General features: G+C 66.0%; 18 protein-coding genes and 1 tRNA gene. 11 read left to right on the top strand and 8 right to left on the bottom strand.

Annotated features, from left to right (window positions below; genetic code table 11):
- Positions 1 to 112: 112 nt before the first annotated feature.
- Both PMI42_RS32485 and PMI42_RS32480 read left to right on the top strand, forming a co-directional pair.
- Positions 113 to 197, top strand: a tRNA-Leu gene (locus tag PMI42_RS32485).
- A gap of 172 nt (positions 198 to 369) precedes the next feature.
- The gene (locus tag PMI42_RS32480) at positions 370 to 672 is read left to right on the top strand and encodes a hypothetical protein (protein ID WP_008142924.1); all 303 of its coding nucleotides are present in this window, start codon (positions 370 to 372) and stop codon (positions 670 to 672) included.
- Positions 673 to 707: 35 nt separating this feature from the next.
- On the opposite strand, the gene PMI42_RS32475 is transcribed toward PMI42_RS32480, so the two are convergent.
- Positions 708 to 1,169: a DUF6314 family protein gene (locus PMI42_RS32475; protein WP_008142923.1), complete on the bottom strand. Its 462-nt coding sequence runs from the start codon at positions 1,167 to 1,169 to the stop codon at positions 708 to 710.
- 124 nt (positions 1,170 to 1,293) lie between these two features.
- Between PMI42_RS32475 and PMI42_RS32470 the strand changes: the two genes are divergently transcribed.
- A complete protein-coding gene (locus PMI42_RS32470; RefSeq protein ID WP_008142922.1) occupies positions 1,294 to 1,530 on the top strand; it encodes a hypothetical protein in 237 nt (78 codons plus the stop codon).
- 4 nt (positions 1,531 to 1,534) lie between these two features.
- On the opposite strand, the gene PMI42_RS32465 is transcribed toward PMI42_RS32470, so the two are convergent.
- On the bottom strand, positions 1,535 to 2,494 hold the full coding sequence (locus PMI42_RS32465; protein WP_008142921.1) for an AraC family transcriptional regulator: 960 nt from the start codon (positions 2,492 to 2,494) through the stop codon (positions 1,535 to 1,537).
- A 289-nt stretch (positions 2,495 to 2,783) separates the two neighbouring features.
- Between PMI42_RS32465 and PMI42_RS32460 the strand changes: the two genes are divergently transcribed.
- The 5 genes from PMI42_RS32460 (at position 2,784) to PMI42_RS32440 (ending at position 9,276) form a co-directional block, all read left to right on the top strand.
- Positions 2,784 to 3,026 carry a hypothetical protein gene (locus PMI42_RS32460; RefSeq protein ID WP_008142920.1) on the top strand — a complete coding sequence of 81 codons (243 nt, stop codon included), beginning with the start codon at positions 2,784 to 2,786 and terminating at the stop codon, positions 3,024 to 3,026.
- Positions 3,027 to 3,052: 26 nt separating this feature from the next.
- The gene (locus tag PMI42_RS32455) at positions 3,053 to 3,304 is read left to right on the top strand and encodes a GCG_CRPN prefix-to-repeats domain-containing protein (RefSeq protein ID WP_008142918.1); all 252 of its coding nucleotides are present in this window, start codon (positions 3,053 to 3,055) and stop codon (positions 3,302 to 3,304) included.
- Between the two features lie 280 nt (positions 3,305 to 3,584).
- Entirely contained in the window at positions 3,585 to 6,533 is a 2,949-nt protein-coding gene (locus PMI42_RS40580) for a T6SS phospholipase effector Tle1-like catalytic domain-containing protein (RefSeq protein ID WP_008142916.1), read from the top strand.
- Positions 6,534 to 6,673: 140 nt separating this feature from the next.
- The gene (locus tag PMI42_RS32445) at positions 6,674 to 7,357 is read left to right on the top strand and encodes a response regulator (protein ID WP_008142915.1); all 684 of its coding nucleotides are present in this window, start codon (positions 6,674 to 6,676) and stop codon (positions 7,355 to 7,357) included.
- Positions 7,354 to 9,276, top strand: a complete 1,923-nt coding sequence (locus tag PMI42_RS32440) for a sensor histidine kinase (protein ID WP_008142914.1) — start codon at positions 7,354 to 7,356, stop codon at positions 9,274 to 9,276. The genes PMI42_RS32445 and PMI42_RS32440 overlap by 4 nt, the downstream gene beginning before the upstream one ends.
- A 135-nt stretch (positions 9,277 to 9,411) precedes the next feature.
- Here PMI42_RS32440 and PMI42_RS32435 read toward each other — a convergent pair whose 3' ends face one another.
- Positions 9,412 to 9,702 carry a hypothetical protein gene (locus tag PMI42_RS32435; RefSeq protein WP_008142912.1) on the bottom strand — a complete coding sequence of 97 codons (291 nt, stop codon included), beginning with the start codon at positions 9,700 to 9,702 and terminating at the stop codon, positions 9,412 to 9,414.
- Between the two features lie 237 nt (positions 9,703 to 9,939).
- On the opposite strand from PMI42_RS32435, the gene PMI42_RS32430 reads away from it, so the two are divergent.
- Entirely contained in the window at positions 9,940 to 10,164 is a 225-nt protein-coding gene (locus PMI42_RS32430; protein WP_008142911.1) for a cysteine rich repeat-containing protein, read from the top strand.
- Positions 10,165 to 10,291: 127 nt separating this feature from the next.
- Positions 10,292 to 11,872 carry a GMC family oxidoreductase gene (locus tag PMI42_RS32425; protein ID WP_008142910.1) on the top strand — a complete coding sequence of 527 codons (1,581 nt, stop codon included), beginning with the start codon at positions 10,292 to 10,294 and terminating at the stop codon, positions 11,870 to 11,872.
- A gap of 3 nt (positions 11,873 to 11,875) precedes the next feature.
- Here the strand turns inward: PMI42_RS32425 and PMI42_RS32420 are convergent, their stop codons facing one another.
- The 4 genes from PMI42_RS32420 to PMI42_RS32405 all read right to left on the bottom strand — a co-directional run bounded on the left by PMI42_RS32420 (position 11,876) and on the right by PMI42_RS32405 (position 14,842).
- Positions 11,876 to 12,544, bottom strand: coding sequence for a hypothetical protein (locus tag PMI42_RS32420; protein ID WP_008142909.1), 669 nt, complete (start codon positions 12,542 to 12,544; stop codon positions 11,876 to 11,878).
- 91 nt (positions 12,545 to 12,635) lie between these two features.
- Complete coding sequence (locus tag PMI42_RS32415; RefSeq protein ID WP_008142908.1) at positions 12,636 to 13,328, bottom strand: hypothetical protein; 693 nt, start codon at positions 13,326 to 13,328, stop codon at positions 12,636 to 12,638.
- Positions 13,329 to 13,461: 133 nt separating this feature from the next.
- The gene (locus PMI42_RS32410) at positions 13,462 to 13,710 is read right to left on the bottom strand and encodes a hypothetical protein (protein WP_008142906.1); all 249 of its coding nucleotides are present in this window, start codon (positions 13,708 to 13,710) and stop codon (positions 13,462 to 13,464) included.
- A 166-nt stretch (positions 13,711 to 13,876) separates the two neighbouring features.
- Positions 13,877 to 14,842, bottom strand: a complete 966-nt coding sequence (locus PMI42_RS32405; RefSeq protein WP_008142904.1) for an NAD(P)H-dependent flavin oxidoreductase — start codon at positions 14,840 to 14,842, stop codon at positions 13,877 to 13,879.
- 125 nt (positions 14,843 to 14,967) lie between these two features.
- On the opposite strand from PMI42_RS32405, the gene PMI42_RS32400 reads away from it, so the two are divergent.
- Positions 14,968 to 16,530 (top strand): AMP-binding protein, encoded by a 1,563-nt coding sequence (locus PMI42_RS32400; protein WP_008142903.1) that lies wholly within the window; start codon positions 14,968 to 14,970, stop codon positions 16,528 to 16,530.
- Positions 16,531 to 16,951: 421 nt separating this feature from the next.
- Here the strand turns inward: PMI42_RS32400 and PMI42_RS32395 are convergent.
- Positions 16,952 to 17,314: response regulator (locus PMI42_RS32395; RefSeq protein ID WP_008142900.1), on the bottom strand; the 363-nt coding region annotated here is incomplete at its 5' end.

Genomic DNA, 17,314 nt, shown 5'->3' with positions numbered 1-17,314 from the left:
GCCATGCAGCTGTCGAGAACGGCGGGGATCACTTTGGCGCGGGTTGACCCCGCTTTGTCCATGGCTATAGTCCCCCGGCTTCGCGACGCCCGCTTTGGGGGGCCGACCGAGGGCCCCTGTGGCGGAACTGGTAGACGCGCTCGACTCAAAATCGAGTTCCGCAAGGAGTGCTGGTTCGATTCCGGCCAGGGGCACCACGCTTCGCCCTTTGGGCTTCGCGTCGCGCAGCCGCGCTGAGCCGAAAAGGCGAGGCGTGTCCGGCGAAGCCTCTTGGCGAAGACTGACTGTCTCAGCAATCCCCTCCCCTTCCAATCTTCACATCCCGCCTGTATAAACCGGTAGCTTCTTCCGCAATTCGAAGGAGCTCATATGAACGACCTGCACGCGTGGCTTTCAGAGCAGCACCACGGCCTGCGCACCTTCCGGACATTCCAGCAAAAGCTCGAGACGCTCGGCCGGGACGATCCCGCCCAGCGCGGCCTCTGTCGCCTGCTCAGCGGTCTCATCGGCAGCTATGTCGAAGCCTTTGACGAGGCCCCGCTGCCAGTCGACATCGCCGAGGGCGCCTATCACCGCCTGCTGACGCTGGTCGAAAGCATCGACCTGACCGCCGACGCCGATCGCCGGCTCGCCGACATCAACCGCGTGGCGGAGAGCCGCCTCTGGCAGTGAAACGCGGCACGGACGTCACCATCGCGCCGGCTTGATCACGCGAGGGGCGTATAGGTCGTGTTCATCGTGTAGTCCTTGCCTGGACCCGACACCACGTGACGGATGGCAAACGTCCCATCCGGCAGGAACATGTAGGCCGACTGATACTCGTCGCGCTTGCAGAGATGTCGCGCGCACCCGCGCAGCTCTCCTCCCAAGGAGGCGGACAGCGAAATCTCGTGAAACAGCCGCGGTGGATCTTCCCTGAAGAAGACCTTGAATCCACCGGCGCTGCTGCTGAAGATGTATTCGCGTTCAGCCTGCACTGTGGTGCCGTTCGCAAGCTTCAGATCTCCCTGCTCGCGATAGGCCAGCCGCTCCCCGTCCAGTGGCGTGAAAGTCGCAAGACCCTGCATCGTCGCCTGGTTTTCGATGACCCGGCTGAGGGACCACGAGCCGATCAGCTTTTTCGTGACGTCCGAAGCGTCACCCCAGCCAACGATCCCGGCTTCGTCCATATCTTCAGGCCTGTACATTAACCAACCGGTCGAGCCCCTACAGGATCGGCAGCCGGGAGTTCGACTTCAGCGAGCCGATACCTATATCCTACCGCAACGGATAGCGATGCAGCGAGCAGCTTTGATGGCCAGGAGACGCACGACGGAAGCCGACGCCGACGACCTCCCCCGCTATTTCGTCTGGGTCCGGGGCCTCGAAGGCCCCGAGCCGCAGAAATGGACCGCGATGGATTTCGGCATCGGGGACTGGAAGCGGCCGCAAGTGCTGGCCTTCCTGGAGCTGCCGGAGGGCGAGCGGCATCTGCCGCTGTCGGCGCTGGCGCGGCGCTATCCGCCGCCGCGGGCGGATGTTTCGTCTTGATCACTCACTTCCCGCGCGCCGCGGTCGGCGTCAACCCGAACCGCCTGCGGAAGCAGCGGTTGAAATAAGAGAGATCGTTGAAGCCGCAGGCAAACGCGATGTCGCTGATGCGACCCTCGCGGTGTGCGAGCAGGTCGGCGGCCTTGCGCAGGCGCAGTTCGTTGAGGCGTGTGGTGAAGCTGGCGCCGGCCTCGAACAACAGCTCGTTGACATAGCGTTCGGACAGACCGGCGGCGACGGCGAGCTTTTGCGCGGAAAAATCCGGCTCGTGGAAGCGCATCTCCAGGATCGACAGGACGGCCTTGAGCCGCACGGCGCGCAGGCCCCGGCGCCGCGCAGCGGCGGCGATATCGCTGCGGGCGCCGAGACCGATCGCGGCGAGATCGAGCAGATGGGCGGCGATCGCCATGCCGGCCTCGTCGGCGGCGGCGGGATGGTGGAGCAGGAGATCGCTGTAATCCATCGCCAGCGACAGCGCGCCGCCGGGCTCGAGCTCGCAGCCGACGAGATCGTCGACATCGGGCACCATCGCCCGCAGCGTATCGACCGGCAGATGCACATTGGTGAAGCGCTTGTGGCTGGCACCGTCGGCGGCGAAGAACGGCTCGTCGAGCTTGAGCAGCACCATCGCGCCCGGCCGCATGGTGAATTCGCGGCCGCGATGGATCACTTGCGAGGGAAGATCACCGGTGTTGCGCGCGAGGCAAAAGCGGTCGTCGCCGGTCTCGATCACCTGGCGCTTCTCCCGCCGCACCGTGACGAAGCTGCCGTCGCAACGTCCGAGCATGGTGGTGCCGACATGGATCGAGTTCATCGCGGCGCGGAACGGAACGTCGGAGGCCGGATCGAGCTCGCCGGTGTTGGAGAAGTGCTCGAACAGTTCGGCGAAGCGGATGAAGCGCTGCCGGTCGGACAAGCCTTGCGGCAACATGTCGGTCGAGAGCGTTTTCCTGATGACGGACATCGCAAGGACTTCCAGAAAAGGCTTTTTCGAAAAATGTCGCGCGCGAAATCGGCCGAAGCTCGCAGGCCAAAGATGCATCCGTGCCGAAGGCCGTCACCACAGGCTATCAGCACGCCAACGTGAATCAAGCTGCGCCGGTCAGTCCAAACCCTCGCCCCGTCAGCGCCGGACAGTCCAAGACGCTCCGCACAAGCGGGCCCTATGCAGGCTGCGGAGGCAGCATCCCGCCACAGAGCGGACTGCATCCGGGCAAACGGGCCGCCTGACGCCCGCTGGAGGAGACAAAGACATGCGAACCTCTCTATCCCGCAGCCTCGTGCTCGGCGGCGCCATCGCGACCAGCCTCTGCATCGGTTACGCGCTGGGCGCGCAGCCGCACATGGACGAAGCCATCGCGATCCTGCAATCGGCCCACGCCGAGCTCGGCAAGGCCGAGCCGAACAAGGGCGGTCATCGCGAGAAGGCGATCGGGCTGATCGACCAGGCGATCGCAGAAGTGCGCGCCGGCATCGCCTTCGCCGCGGGCCATTGAAGCAACCCCGTTCGGGAGAACACCACATGATGCGCACTCTGTTTGCCGCGGCTCTCGCGCTCGGCGCGGTCACCGGCGCTGCCGAGGCCATGCCGCTCGCCTCGCTCGACACAAACGCGAATGGCGACGTCATCGCGATTGCCGGCGGCTGCGGCCCCGGCTGGCATCGCGGCCCCAATGGCGGCTGCCTGAGAAACTACGCCAACCCCGCCGCGCATGCCTGCCCGCGCGGCTACCATATCGGCCCCGGCGGCGCGTGCCGCGGTAATGGCAGATAGAAGCCGAACATCCCGCCTCTCCCCGTCCAACGGGAGAGGCGTCCGCCGTCACGGCTTTCTCCGAGCCCCCAGCCACACCGAGCTGCAAGACGGTTGTCTTCCGCGACCCGTCATCCCGCGGCGACCGGCCACGGCGGACCGGCGCGCTCCCGCTTGCTACCTCAGCGGGTTTGTGCACAAACTGCATCTGTATTTCATGACGCAATCATTGAGTGAATCGGGAGAGTGCTGCCCGGCTCGAGCCTGAAGCGCTTGCCCGTCAAATTGCCGGAGGGGCCCCATGTCGCACGATGATGGTGCGCGGAACGCGGATGTGCGTAGCGCGGATTCCGCCGCCAGGCCGGAGGATGCGCATGTCGCTGCGATCGCTGGCGGGACGACGGCCGCAGCACCGGCGGGACGCAAGCTGGTGCTGTTCGCCGACGGCACGGGCAACGCATTCACCACCCAGGAATCCAGCGTCTGGCGCCTCTACGAGACGCTGGACCATACCCAGCCGGACCAGATCGCGCATTACATCAAGGGTGTCGGCACCGCCGGCTGGGCACCGCTCGCCGCGCTCGACGGCGCCACCGGCATCGGCGTCCCGTCCAACGTCCGCAAGCTGTATCGCTTCCTGTGCTGGAATTGGCGTCCCGGCGACCAGATCTACATCTTCGGCTTCAGCCGCGGCGCCTTCACCGCGCGCACGCTCGCGGCGCTGATCTCGAACCAGGGCCTCGTGCCTGCGGTGATCGACAACACGCCGGTGTCGCACGCCGAGATGGAACGCAATGTCATGGCCGCCTGGCGCGAATACCGGCGCCACACCGTGCCATGGACCAGGAGCCTGCCGACGATCTGGATCACGCGCTGGATCCGCGACTTCCTGCTCTTCGTCTATCACTGGCGCCACCGCCCCTATGCCGAAGTGCGCCGCCACATGGGCGAGCGCCAGGACGTCAAGATCGAGTTCCTCGGACTGTTCGACACCGTCGAGGCGTTCGGCGTTCCGATCGAGGAGCTCCGTCGTGCCATCGACCTCGCGATCTGGCCAATCTCGTTCCGCAATCACCGGCTGTCGCCCAAGGTGAAGCAGGCCTATCACGCGCTCGCGCTGGACGATGAACGCACAACCTTCCATCCGCTGCGGATCGACCAGAGCGCTTTGGCCGAGGGTCAGGTCGTCAAGGAGGTGTGGTTCGCGGGCGTTCATTCCGACATCGGCGGCGGCTATCCGGAATCCACACTGTCTTTCGTGCCTCTGGTCTGGATGGTCGAGCAGCTCGGCGACCGGCTGCGCTTCCAGGACGGCGAGATCGACCACTTCAAGGACTATCAATCCGCCATCGGGCCGAGGCATGATTCACGCGGCGGCGCGGCGGTGCTGTACCGCTACGGACCGCGTCCGATCCTTTCGAACGCCGAGGATGGTGGCCGGCCCGTCGTCCACTTCGCCGTCATCGAGCGCATGCTGTTCGGCTGCGACGACTATGCACCGATCATGCTTCCGGCCGACTGCCTCGTGCTGCTGCCGAACGAAACGACGCTTCCGGACGAAACGGTACTGCCGGAGGGAACGGTGTTGCCCGACGGAACGACGCTACCCGACGGAACGGTGCTACCCGGCGGAACGGTGCCGCCCGACGGAGCGACCTTTCCCCGCGGAACCGTGCTGCCCGGCGGAACGCGGCTGCCGCTGCAATCGAAGAAAGAGGACGCGAACGAGAAGGAACTCGAGGAACAGGCTGCCCGCGCAATCATGAAGGTCGCCTATCTCACAAAGGCCACGGGCCCGCGCCGCGAGCTGGAGGCCAGGGCCTTCACCACGATGAGCACGCCCGACCCAGCGATGTCGACACTGACGCGCGATACCGTGTGGTGGCGGCGCGTGGCATATTTCTTTCTCCTGTTCATGGTCGCCTTCATCGCCGTGTTTCCCTGGGTCGCGCGCGGCCTGGTCGGCTCGTCCGAGGACAATGGTCTGCAGGGCACCTGGTTCTTGAGACTTATCACCGACGCCGATTGGCTGCTCAGCGCGGTCGTAGCACCGCTCACCAACATCCTGAGGAACGTGCTGCCCTCATATGCGACGCCCTGGCTCGACATCGCCACCTATTATCCCGTCCTGACATCGGCCGTACTGCTGGTCACACTTTTGGCATGGAGCAGGAATTCGGCGCTGCGCGACAACATCCAGGAACGCGCGCGGCTCGCCTGGAACACACCACGTCGCAAAGCGAGCCGGGAGCACGTTGCAACATCCAGTCGCGCGCTCACCTTCGCCAACTGGATGCGGCACCACGCCATGCCGGCCCGCAACCTGTTCGCCAGATGGGTGCTGCCGTTCGCTTTCCTCTTCATCATCTTCAGCTCGGTCTTGCTGATGGTGTCCACCAGCTACTTCACCGGCCGCGTCGCGCTCGGCAAAGTCTGTTCGCCGCCGGAGATCAAGGGCGGCAGCGGCATTCGCCTCGAACGCGGCAAGCCGGTGCTCGACGAGCCCTTGCCTGCCGGCAGCATATTCGAGACCAGGGACTTCTGCTGGTGGAGCGGATTGGCCGTCGAGAAAGGCCGCAAATACCGCGTCTGGCTCGACATCGAGGACCCCTGGTTCGACCGCACCATCATGACCGGGGTCAACGGCTTCCAGACCGACTTGCCGCGCTACATCTTCCTGCCGATGCGCCGGCTCTACGGCGCCGACTGGTTCCAGCCGGTGGTGCGCGTCGGCTCGAAAGGCGTGAACGACATTCCGCTCACAGCCGTCAACGTGACGCCGGCAGATGAACTGCCGCGCCGGAAGAATCCGACACTGCCGGCGGAGGACGACCTGACCAAGGATAGCGACCACCGGTATCCCGTTCGCGTCGAGCAGGACCCCAGGGTCGTCGATCCGCTCAAGCAGAGGCTGATCGACTTCGGAGGTTTCCAGCCGATTCCGGTGGATGACCTGCCTGCTGCCCAGGATGTGTGGAAGAAGCAGAATCTGACCGGCCGCCTCGTCGCCGAGTTCGTCGCGCCCGATTCCGGCGAGCTGTTCTTCTATGTCAACGACGCCGTCCAGATCTTTCCGACCGTGCTGCCCTGCTGCATCACTCCATGGTGGCTCGCTCCCTTCCAGGGGCGAACCGAGAAATTCTATGACAACAACAGCGGCACGGCGCGGATCAGGGTGCAACGGCTCCCGGTGCCCGGGGCGCCGCCGAAACCCGTGGAAGCACAGAAGGCAGCCGAGACGAAACCATAGTTGATGGGGAGACGAGCAAGTCGGCACGACCCGTCCAGACCGCGGGATTTTCTGCCCCATGATTATGGGTGTCGCGGCGCCCCCGCCGCGGCTAAGCTTGGCCTTGCGCCGCGGGGGACACGCGGTGCGGGACGATGATCATGAGCAAACAGGGCGAGACGGGTGAATCCATCACCATCCTCCTCGTCGAGGACGACGCACCGACCTGCTGGCGGCTCCAGGACGCGCTGGTCAAGGCCGGCTACGAGGTGCGCAGCGCGGCTACGCTTGGCGAGGCGCGTCAGGCCCTGGCCGCCGGCGCGCCACGCGTGCTGTTGACCGACCTCCGGCTGCCCGACGGCCACGGCATCGAGCTGATCCGCGAGATGAGGCAGCGCTTTCCCGACACCGAGATCATGGTGATCTCGGCGCTCGGCGACGAGGAGAGCGTGATCTCGGCGATCACGGTCGGCGCCACCGGCTATCTGCTCAAGGATGCCTTCCCGACCGACATCGCCACCACCGTCCGCGACCTGGTCGCCGGCCATTCGCCGATCTCGGCCTCGATCGCCCGCTTCATCGTACGCAGGACGCAAGGCGCCGCACAGAACGCGGCGGAGCCGCCGCCGGGCCCCGCCCTCAACACGGCAAGATTGACTCCCCGCGAGATCGACATCCTCTGGGGCATCGCAAAAGGCTTCAGCTACGCCGAGATCGCGAGCCATCTCGGCCTCTCCAAGCAGACCGTGCCCGGCCACATCAAGAACATCTATCGCAAGCTCGAGGTGCATACGCGCAGCGAGGCGGTGTTCGAGGCGGTTCAGCAGGGCCTGATCAAACTGTGAGCGAGATCGCGGCGAAGGCACCTGCACGTCCGCGGCGCCGGCTGATCGTGTCGCGCCTCGTGCCTTATCTGCTGCTCCAGGCGCTGATCGCGATCGCCACCATCCTCGGGCTGCGGCTGCTCCAGCCCAGCGACCCCGAAGACTTTGCGCTGAGCGGATTTTCGCTGCGCGAGGACGGCACGACGCGCGCGGTGACGCTGCCGCATTTCACGTCGTCGCGCTATTCGCTCGCCGACCCGCCGCTCTACGCCGGAGCCTTCACGTTCCGGCGCGCCGACGCGGCGGCGGGATGGTCGGTGTACCTGCCACGCTTCAGCAACGCGGTCGAAGTTGCCGTCAACGGCGTCGTCGTGCTCGACTCCCGCCGCGATTTCAACGCCAACCGGCCGGACCGCAACACGCCGCAGATCGCGCTCATCCCGGCCTCGCTGCTGCATGACGGCAGCAACGAGATCACGGTGCGGCTGTTCGTGTGGGGCCCGCTGAAGGGATTTCTCGACAACGTCTATGTCGGACCGGACACCGCGCTGCGTCCGTCCTACGAAACGCGCACGCTGCTGTTCGTCACGCTGCCCGTGGCGTTCTCCGCCTGGCAATCGATTCTCGCCGTCATCCTCGCGATCATGTGGCTGATGCGGCGGCGAGAGCCGGTTTATGGCGTGCTGGCCGTGGCAATGGTGCTCGGCGTCGTGCAGGCATTCTCGCCGCCGCCGGTGCCGCCGGCCACCGTGTCCCGGCTCGCCGCTGTTCTGCTCGCATCCGCGCCGATCGAGAGCGCGCTGGTCGTGGTGTTCGGCGTTCTGTTCTTCGGCTGGCGCTGGCCGCGCTACGGCGCGCTGCTGTTCGTGCCGGGGCTGGTCGTGTTCGTGGTGGGACTGATCGCGGGCCCGCCGCTGCCGCGTATTCTGTTTCTTGTTCTTGGCATCCCCACGGTCGGAATCTGCCTGTTCCTGATGGCAGGCGTCACCGCGGCCGCGGTAGTGCGGCGGCAGGACGCGGCAAGCTTTACGATCGGCTGCGCGGTGACCATCGTGTTCGTCTGCTGGGTCCATGACATGCTGGCGGCGTTCGAGATCATGACCAATGAGCGCATCTTCGTTTCGCGTCTGTCCTATTCGGCGATGCTGGTCGCGATCGGCGCGGGGCTGACCTGGCGTTTTGCGCGCGCGCTGAACCAGGTGGACAGCTTCGCCGGCCAGTTGGTGGCGCGCGTGCGCGAGGCCGAGGAGCGGTTGAAGGCGAGCTTTGCCCGCGAGGAGGAGCGCGCCCGCGCCGCCGCGCTCGCCAACGAGCGCACCCGGCTAATGCGCGACCTGCATGACGGCCTCGGCGGCCAGCTCGTCAGCATCGTCGCGCTCTCCGAGCGCGGTCATGAGGGCGCGACCATCACGGACGCCGCCCGCGCCGCGCTGAAGGATCTCCGCCTCGTCATCGATTCCATGGACGACATCGGCGGCGACCTCATGCTGGCGCTCGGCTCCTGGCGCGAGCGCGCAGCGATGCAATTGCGGCCACACGACATCGCGCTCGACTGGCGCGTGGCGACGCCGCAGGGCCTGCCGCTGCATCCGGAGCTGCGGCCCTGGCACGTGGTCCAGATTGTGCGCATCCTCGACGAGGCCGTGACCAATGCCGTCAAGCACGCGCAGGCCCGCAATATCGCGGTTGCCATCGAGACAGTGGACGGAGACCGGGGGCCGTACGGCGTGATCAGCGTGACCGACGACGGCCGTGGTTTTACGCCGACCGGCAATGACGCGGCCGGCAGCGCGGGCCAGACCGCGCGGGGCTTGCGCAACATGAGAAGCCGGGCCGCGCGCTGTGGCGCGATGCTCGATCTCAGCTCGGATGCCTCCGGCACCCGGGTGCGGCTGCAATTGCCGCAAGTGTTTCCCGACAGCGACGCGGCTGCGGGCTGAAAAGCCCCCTCCCCGAACGCGTGGGACGTACGGAGAGAGGGAACGGGCCGGATTGTTTGCCCGCGGAGGACGGGGGGTTCGTCCGCATGGCTCCTGCGCCCGAAGCGATGCAATCAACTCAATCGAACGAAATCGTCAGCGCACGCCGACGCGATTGACCGGACCGCCGCGATTCATCGGCGTGCCCGCGCGCACGCCGACGCCGGACGCACCGACGCCAGGCGTGGCGACCGCGGCCGCTGCGACCGGCGCTCCCGGCGCAACCACCACTGCCGCGGTCGGCCGCACCACGCAGCCCTTGGGCACGCCGACCGTCTTGCAATAAACCACCGCCTGCGCCGGGCTCGTGCCCAGCGACACCATCGCCGCACCTGCCAGCACCATGATCGTCAGCCCGGCGCTCAGCGCTCCCGCTTTTTTCGACATCTTGCTCTCCTGCTTCCCGTTCGGCGGCCCGATGCAATCACCGGGTTTCGCAGCCGACGTGCAGCTGTGAATGGCAAAAGACGGCGCGTGGATACATGCCATGAAGATGGGGGTGCAGCGTCCCGACAGTACGAGCCGATGCCATGAACATGGCATGGACCGGCACCGGGCCTTTGCGAGATGGTCCGGCCTGCTCGATCCCGAACGGGACCACCGACATTCCCAAAGAGGTGCTTTATGAAGATTTCGGTTCTTGCCGCGCTGCTGCTCGCCGCCACCGTCCTGCCCGCCGCAGCGCAATCCGGTCCGACGCTGCAGGAACAGATGGCCTGCCGCGGCGACGCCAGCAAATTCTGCGCCGAGCATGTGGGCAAGCCGCCGCAGATGAACGCCTGCCTGCGTGAGAACAAGTCAAAACTCTCGGACGCCTGCCGCAAGGTCGTGGAGTCGCACGGCGGCTGAGCTGGCACATGCTTCACGCTCTCCTGGAGGCCCCCTCCGGGAGAGGGTGAAGCAACGGACGACCATTCCAAAAGCACAGATCTTGCAAGCAATCCGCTGCGTAAATTTCTCGGCGGAGTGCTCCTCAATGTACGACACGATCATCGTCGGCGCCGGCTCGGCCGGCTGCGTCCTGGCCAACCGGCTGTCGGCCGATCCGCACCGCAAGGTGCTGGTGCTGGAAGCGGGCCGGGCCGCGCCGCTCGCATCCGACATTCCCTCGGATTGGCCGACCATGTTCAACACGTCGGTCGACTGGGGCTATTACACCGAGCCGCAAGCCGGCTGCCGCGGCCGGCGCATCTTCTGGCCGCGCGGCAAGATGGTCGGCGGCTCCGGCGCGATGAACGCCATGATCTATATCCGCGGCCTTCCTTCCGACTACGACGGCTGGGAGAGGGCGGGCTGCGCAGGCTGGGCCTGGCGCGACGTGCTGCCGAAATTCATCGCCTTCGAGAACAATGCGCGCTTCATCGACGATCCCCTGCACGGGAGCAGCGGCCCGCTGCACGTCGCCGACGTCCCCCATGTCGACCCGAACGAATTGAAATGGCTGGAGGCGGCACAGGCGGCGGGGCTTCCGCACAATCCCGATTTCAACGGCACCACCCAGGAAGGCGCGGGCTTCTTCCAGTTCGTGATCAGGGATGGCGAGCGCTTCGGCACCGGCAAGGCCTATCTGCGCCCGGCGCTGACGCGCGCCAACCTCACGCTGAAGACGGGCGTGCGCGTCACCCGCGTCATCATCGAGCGCGGCCGTGCGATCGGCGTCGAATATCTCGAGAACGGGCAGCCGAAGAGCGCCTTTGCCACCAGCGAAGTCGTGCTCGCCTCCGGCGCCATCGGCTCGGCGCAGCAGCTGCTGCTTTCAGGGGTCGGACCAGCTGACGAATTGAGGGCGGTCGGCGTGGACGTCGTGCACGACCTGCCGGGCGTCGGCAGGGATCTCCAGGATCACATCAACATTCCCATCACCTTTTATACCAGGGAGAAGATCGGCGTCGGCGCCTGGACGGAGGAGAGCCTGGCCGCGAGCCTTGCCGAGTGGGAAACCAGCCGCAGCGGTCCGCGCAGCTCGCCCTGGGTCGCCGCCGGCGCGCATGTGAGGAGCCGCCCGGACGTCGAACCGGACCTGCAGCTTTACGGCGCGATCAGCCCGCATCGCGACTACGTCCGCTTCCTGTCGTCGAAATCCGGCATCACCCTGCATGCGACATTGCAGCGGCCGAACAACCGCGGCCGGATCACGCTGCGTTCCGCCGACCCGATCGAGCATCCCGCGATCGACCCCGGCTATTTCATATCCGATACAGGCGGGGACGACATCGCGACCATGATCGAGGGCGTGCGCATCAACCGCCGCATCGCCGCGCAATCGCCGCTGAAGGAGATGATCGAGGGCGAGGTCACGCCGAGCGCGGAAGCGAACAGCGATGCCGAGATCGCCGATTATATTCGGGGACACTGCACCACGCTCTATCACGCCGCCGCGACCTGCCGGATGGGTACAGACGACCTCGCCGTCGTTGATCCGCAGCGGTTGCAGGTGCGCGGCGTCGACGGCCTGCACGTCGCCGACGCCTCGGTGATCCCGGTCATGATCTCAGGCAACATCCAAACGCCGACAATCCTGATTGCGGAATGTGCCGCCGCCGCGATCCTTGGCTAAGGGCTAGTCGTCGTCAGGTCCGAACAACATGATCCGCGCGCCGCGCGGACGGCTGGCAACATCCCGAGACTCGGAATCTTCGCGGACGTTACGCGCAACGTCGTCCCAATCGGTGTGGTTGCGCGTGCCGCGTTGCTCGCGGGGATCGTAGCGGCGACGGTCGGCCCAATGCTCGCGGCGATCGATCCGGCGCCGTTCGGACGCGGCACGCTTCACGTCGGAACTCCTCGCCTTGGCATAGGCGTTGTCAGGTGAGGAGGATGGCTCTGTCGCAGCCTGCTGCTCGGCTGGTTTGGCGACTGGCGCAGGAGGCGGCGCCTGTTTCGGCGGCTCGACCGCGGCCGCTTGCGATGGCTGCGGGGCTGGCGGTTCAGCGTTCGCCTGCGTGCTCTGAGCGTCGGGCTTTGCCTCGCCCTGCGCCTGCGCAGGCGCGGCGATCATCGCGCCGAAGGTTTGCGAGCCGGTGAGATATTGCACGCGCTCGGACGGCGCATTCGTGGTCGCCGGTGTGGCGGCGGCTTCGGCGCGCTGCGCCATCTTGCTGGTATCCGGCCCGTGCTTGGCCGCGATCGGATTCATGATGTTGCCGGCGACGATGCCGCCGCCAAGACCAATGGCGATGGCCGCGACGATGGTTCCGGCACCGACGAAATAGGCTGTCGAGGCGCGCATTGATCCGCTCCCTGTTTGGGGCGGGCAACGCCTGAGGATTGCCGGATGTTCCTGATATCTGCGGTTCCCTAGCGTGCTCGGGAACCACGCATCAGATCTGCTGCGCGACCTTTTCCAACCCGATGATGCGGGCGAGCTTGCGCACTTCTTCCTTCTGGTCCTCACGCAGCTGGAACAGCAACGGCATCGCCGCCGACTTCAGCTGCTGGACCTCGTCGCAATTCGGGTCGATCGGCACGCCCGGCGCATTGGGATTGGAGAGCTTGTTGGCCGAGATCTTGCGGACGACGTTGCGCAGAGCGGTTTCGACCTCAGGCCAGTAATATTCCTGCGACGATGACAGCTTCAGGCGATCCCTGATGCCCGCGATCTGCACGTCGGACAGCAGCGAATAGTTTTTCTGCGGCTGCGGCTTGGCCGTGACCTTTGGCTTGGCCGGAGCCTCCGCGGCAGCGGGCGCCTCGTTGACATTCGCCTTCGGCATCGGGAAATCGGACGGCGTGGCCGCGGCGAAGGCTTGGCGCAGCGGCTCGGTCAGAACCGGCATCTGCGACAGCTTGTCGGCCGGCACCTGGACCGGCTCGATCGCGGCCGAAGCCAGCGCCAGAGTCGGAACCAGACGGTCGGCCTTGGCGGCGCGGTTGGTGGCGAGCGGTTTCGACGGGGCCTGGGTGATCATCTCCGGGGAGACGCTGGGCACGCTGTCGCGTCCGAGAATGGCAGTGGTGGCAGCGCCGAGGACGAGGAAACAGGTCAGCACGACGATGGTGATGGCTCTGGACAAACGTCTCTCCGAAGGGGCCGGTTCACGATGTTGTCAACGGTGCCCGGGAAAATGGAACGAATTAAGGCTTGAGTGTGCTTTTGCGGCGACAATCACCATGCCTGTGGCGACGCAGCTGAAAAGCCAAGTAAAATCAAGCAGCTGAGGCCAGGTCGTAGGCATCCTGGATGTCCGCAACGATCTCGGAGGCCTCCCAGACCGCGCGCGGCTCGACCGATTGCAGCGTCACCGTCCAGTTGCCGCCCCGGCGGGTGCGGGGGACGCTGAGGATGTCGAAACGGACATTGCGGCACAGCGGGTGGCGGGCCAGCGCATGGGCCACGCGGACGCGGATTTCGTCCAGCGTCGCGGCTGTCTTGCTGTTGAGAAAGTCGAAATCCATCGCCTGTCCCTCTCGGTCCTGATTGGCGGCCGTGAGGGGATTCTTGGCGGGCGTTGGTTAATCTGCCGTTAAATGAGGGGCCTCGGAGCCATGCGGGATTAACTGTGATCGATGCGGCGCGTCTCCTCTCCTCCCCGTTCTTACGGGGTGAAGGGGTAGATTCCGCCTACCGCCTCCCTGCCTCGCGGTACTCCGCGACGGTCCGTGCAACGAGATCGTCGACTGCCAGCACATCGGTCACGCCGGACGTCGAGTGCCCGCCGCTCCAGATATCGCGCCAGCGCTTTGGCCGGTTCTCGCGCGCGGCGACGTCGATATCCTCAGCGATGTCGATCGCCCCGCGCGCCGGCAGGTCGTCGGGATCGAGGCCCGCGGCCACGATCGACGGCTTCAGCATGTTGGTCTGAAGTCCCGTGAACGCGGTGGTCAGCAGGATGTCGTCGGCGCTGCTTTCGACCAGCATCCGCTTGTAACGGACATCCGCCATGCTCTCGCGTGTCGCGATGAACTTCGTGCCCATGTAGCCGAGATCGCAGCCGAGCATCTCGGCGGCACGCAGCGCATGGCCGTCGCTGATGCCGCCCGCAAGCACGATGATGCCGTCGTAGAACGCACGCACCGCGCGGACGAAGGCGAATGGATTGAGCCAGCCGGTCTGGCCGCCCGCGCCGGCCGTGAGCAGCACGAGCCCGTCGGCCCCCGCTTCCGCGGCGCGTTCGGCGTGGCGGATCGAGGCGACGTCCGCCAGCACTAGTGCGCCGGCATCACGCAGCGGCTTGAGCACCGGTGCGGGCGAGCCGACCGAAGTGATGACGATCTCGGGCTTGTGCTGCAGCAGCACGGCGAGATCCTGCTCCAGCCGAACGTTGGAGCGATGCACGATCAGGTTCGGGCAGAGCGGCGCGGCCTTGCGGCCGGTCTGGCCTTCGTGCTGCCGCAGCCGCGCGTCGATGTCGGTGAGCCATTCGTCGAGCTGTTCCGTGCTGCGGCAATTCGCGGTGGGGAAGCTGCCGATCACGCCGCTCCGGCAGGCTGCAACCATGAGCTCGACGCCCGACACCAGAAACATCGGCGCGGCGATCAGCGGCAGGGTGAGACGATCGCAGAAAGGTTGCAGTCGATCAGACGTCACGCAAACCTCCCTGTCACGCACGCCTCCTTCGCGCGGGCTTTGGCATTCCATCCCGCATTCCCTGTGCTAGCGTTACGGCAAACATTGGCACGCCAGAAGCCGATGAGAAAGCAACGAGGAAACATATGTCCGATCCGCTCCACGCATCGTCCCCGACTTGCGCGCAGGCGCTGCGGGCACTGTCGCGCTATCCCGACCGCACCGCTTTCGCGTGGCCCGGGGGATCGCTGAGCTATCAGGGCACCATCGACCTGATCGGACGCATCCAGGCCGTGTTCATACGGCTGGGATTGCAGCCCGGTGCGCGCGTTGCCTTCCTCACCGCGAACCGCGCCGACACCTGGTGCGCCGGCGTCGCCGCGCAATTGTCGCGGCTCTGCGTCACCTGGCTGCATCCGTTGGGATCGCGGGCGGACCAGCTGTTTCAGCTCGAGGATTCCGGGGCCGAGCTGCTGGTGGTCGATGCGGCCGCCTTCCGCGATCGTGGCGGCGAGCTCGCCGCGCAGGCGGACTGGCTCAAGGCGGTCTTCACCATGGGGCCGGCCGGCTATGGCATCGACCTGTTGCAGGCGATCGAGATCGAAGGCCATGCCAGCCCGCTATGCCTTGCCGGCCCCGACGATCTCTCCACGCTGAACTACACCGGCGGCACGACCGGCAAATCCAAGGGTGCGCTGCGCTACCACCGCGAAAATGCCGGGGCCGCGGCCGCGATCCTCGCCGACTTCGAAATTCCTGATGCTGCGCGCTTTCTCGCGGTCGCGCCGATCAGCCATGTCGCCGGCACGAAGGTGCTGCCGACGCTGATGCGCGGCGGCACCGTGCACATGCTGAAGGGTTTCGATCCGGAGGCCGTGCTGGCGACGATTGCGCGCGAGCGCATCAACTTCACGCTGTTCGTGCCGACCATGATCTACGTGCTGCTCGACTATCCCGCATTGAGCAGGACCGACCTGTCCGCGCTCGAGCTGGTGCTCTATGGCGCCTCCGCGATGTCGCCGAGCCGGCTGGTCGAGGGCATTGAACGGATCGGGCCGGTGTTCTCGCAGCTCTACGGCCAGACCGAATGCTATCCGATCTCGGTGCTGCGCAAGGCGGATCACGATCCCAGAACGCCCGAACTGTTCCTGTCCTGCGGCTTTCCGATCGCGGCCTGCGAGGTGCGGATCCTCGACGACAACGACCAGGAGGTGAAGACGGGCGAAGCCGGAGAAATCTGCGTGCGTGCTCCGCATGTGATGGCGGAGTACTGGAAGCGGCCCGACGTCACCGCCGAAACGCTGAAGAACGGCTGGGTCCACACCGGCGACATCGCGCGCAAGGACGAGCGCGGCTACATGTTCATCCTCGATCGCAAGAAGGACATGATCGTCACCGGCGGCTTCAACATCTTTCCGCGCGAGATCGAGGACGTGCTGTCGCAGCACGCGGACGTGGCGATGGTCGCGGTCGTCGGCATCGCCGACGAGAAATGGGGCGAAGCCGTCACCGCCATCGTCGTGCCGCGCGAGGGCGCAAAGCCTGATCCAGACGAGCTGATCGACCTGGTGAAGACGCGAAAGGGTTCGGCGCATGCGCCGAAGCAGATCCGGTTCGTCAAGCAATTGCCGATGACCGGCGTCGGCAAGGTCGACAAGAAGGTGCTGCGCGCGGGCTTCTGGAGCGGACGAGACCGGATGGTGGGGTAAAGCCCCGGAATTCTACGGGGCCGCTGTGGCACCGGCACCACAGCGCGCGACGGAGTGCCTGCCCGGGCCGGCCAGGCGATTGCCCGCGAATCGGGGAATCAATTAGACCGCTGACGGGGCTGGGAAGCGGAGTAGGACATGAGAGTCGCTTCCCTGGAAAGTGCAGTCGCCGCGGTCACGTTGATCACGGCCATCATCGTGATGCTGTGGGAGATCAAGATCTTCTACGGCATTTGAACAGGCAGGATGCCTGCGTCGAACAAGAGACCTCGGGGCAAGACGAGGCTCGCGCCCTGGCATCCCTTCCGCGGCGGCGGAAGCCTGCCGTTCGAGCCGACGAACATCGTAGTGAAGGCACTGCCAGCAAGTGCGGCACCGCCGGTGATGTGGAACGTTCGCAGCGGGTCATTCTCGTGGCCACTCAGCCAAGCATCTGGTCGAGGCGATCGCGGAGCTGATCCTGGTGGTAGGGCTTGGCCAGCCTCGGCAGATCGAGTTGAGACCCCTCGGGCAGCTCGGCATATCCGGTGGCCAGCAGAATCGGCAATGACGGTCGCAACTGACGCGAGGCAGCCGCGAGTTCGAGCCCGGTCATGCCGGGCATGACGTGGTCGGTGACCATGAGATCGATCGGCTGCTCGCTTCGGATGACGTCGAGGGCGTGGCGCGCCGAGCTGACGCCGATCACGCGATGCCCGAGATCCTCGAGCATTTCCGTGGTCGACATCGCGATCAAGGGATCGTCGTCGACAAAAAGTATGACGGCGGATCGACCGGCCTGCCG

Source organism: Bradyrhizobium sp. YR681, from assembly GCF_000282615.1.
In the GTDB taxonomy this organism is placed as follows: domain Bacteria; phylum Pseudomonadota; class Alphaproteobacteria; order Rhizobiales; family Xanthobacteraceae; genus Bradyrhizobium.
This window is presented reverse-complemented; position numbering and strand designations above follow the sequence as displayed.

Coding starts and splice junctions, on each gene's coding strand:
- PMI42_RS32435 (WP_008142912.1), bottom strand. CDS start 9,702: ATGTCGAAAAAAGCGGGAGCGCTGAGCGCCGGGCTGACGATCATGGTG.
- PMI42_RS32400 (WP_008142903.1), top strand. CDS start 14,968: ATGTCCGATCCGCTCCACGCATCGTCCCCGACTTGCGCGCAGGCGCTG.
- PMI42_RS32445 (WP_008142915.1), top strand. CDS start 6,674: ATGAGCAAACAGGGCGAGACGGGTGAATCCATCACCATCCTCCTCGTC.
- PMI42_RS32475 (WP_008142923.1), bottom strand. CDS start 1,169: ATGGACGAAGCCGGGATCGTTGGCTGGGGTGACGCTTCGGACGTCACG.
- PMI42_RS32410 (WP_008142906.1), bottom strand. CDS start 13,710: ATGGATTTCGACTTTCTCAACAGCAAGACAGCCGCGACGCTGGACGAA.
- PMI42_RS32455 (WP_008142918.1), top strand. CDS start 3,053: ATGATGCGCACTCTGTTTGCCGCGGCTCTCGCGCTCGGCGCGGTCACC.
- PMI42_RS32420 (WP_008142909.1), bottom strand. CDS start 12,544: ATGCGCGCCTCGACAGCCTATTTCGTCGGTGCCGGAACCATCGTCGCG.
- PMI42_RS32470 (WP_008142922.1), top strand. CDS start 1,294: ATGGCCAGGAGACGCACGACGGAAGCCGACGCCGACGACCTCCCCCGC.
- PMI42_RS32465 (WP_008142921.1), bottom strand. CDS start 2,494: ATGTCCGTCATCAGGAAAACGCTCTCGACCGACATGTTGCCGCAAGGC.
- PMI42_RS40580 (WP_008142916.1), top strand. CDS start 3,585: ATGTCGCACGATGATGGTGCGCGGAACGCGGATGTGCGTAGCGCGGAT.
- PMI42_RS32480 (WP_008142924.1), top strand. CDS start 370: ATGAACGACCTGCACGCGTGGCTTTCAGAGCAGCACCACGGCCTGCGC.
- PMI42_RS32460 (WP_008142920.1), top strand. CDS start 2,784: ATGCGAACCTCTCTATCCCGCAGCCTCGTGCTCGGCGGCGCCATCGCG.
- PMI42_RS32430 (WP_008142911.1), top strand. CDS start 9,940: ATGAAGATTTCGGTTCTTGCCGCGCTGCTGCTCGCCGCCACCGTCCTG.
- PMI42_RS32425 (WP_008142910.1), top strand. CDS start 10,292: ATGTACGACACGATCATCGTCGGCGCCGGCTCGGCCGGCTGCGTCCTG.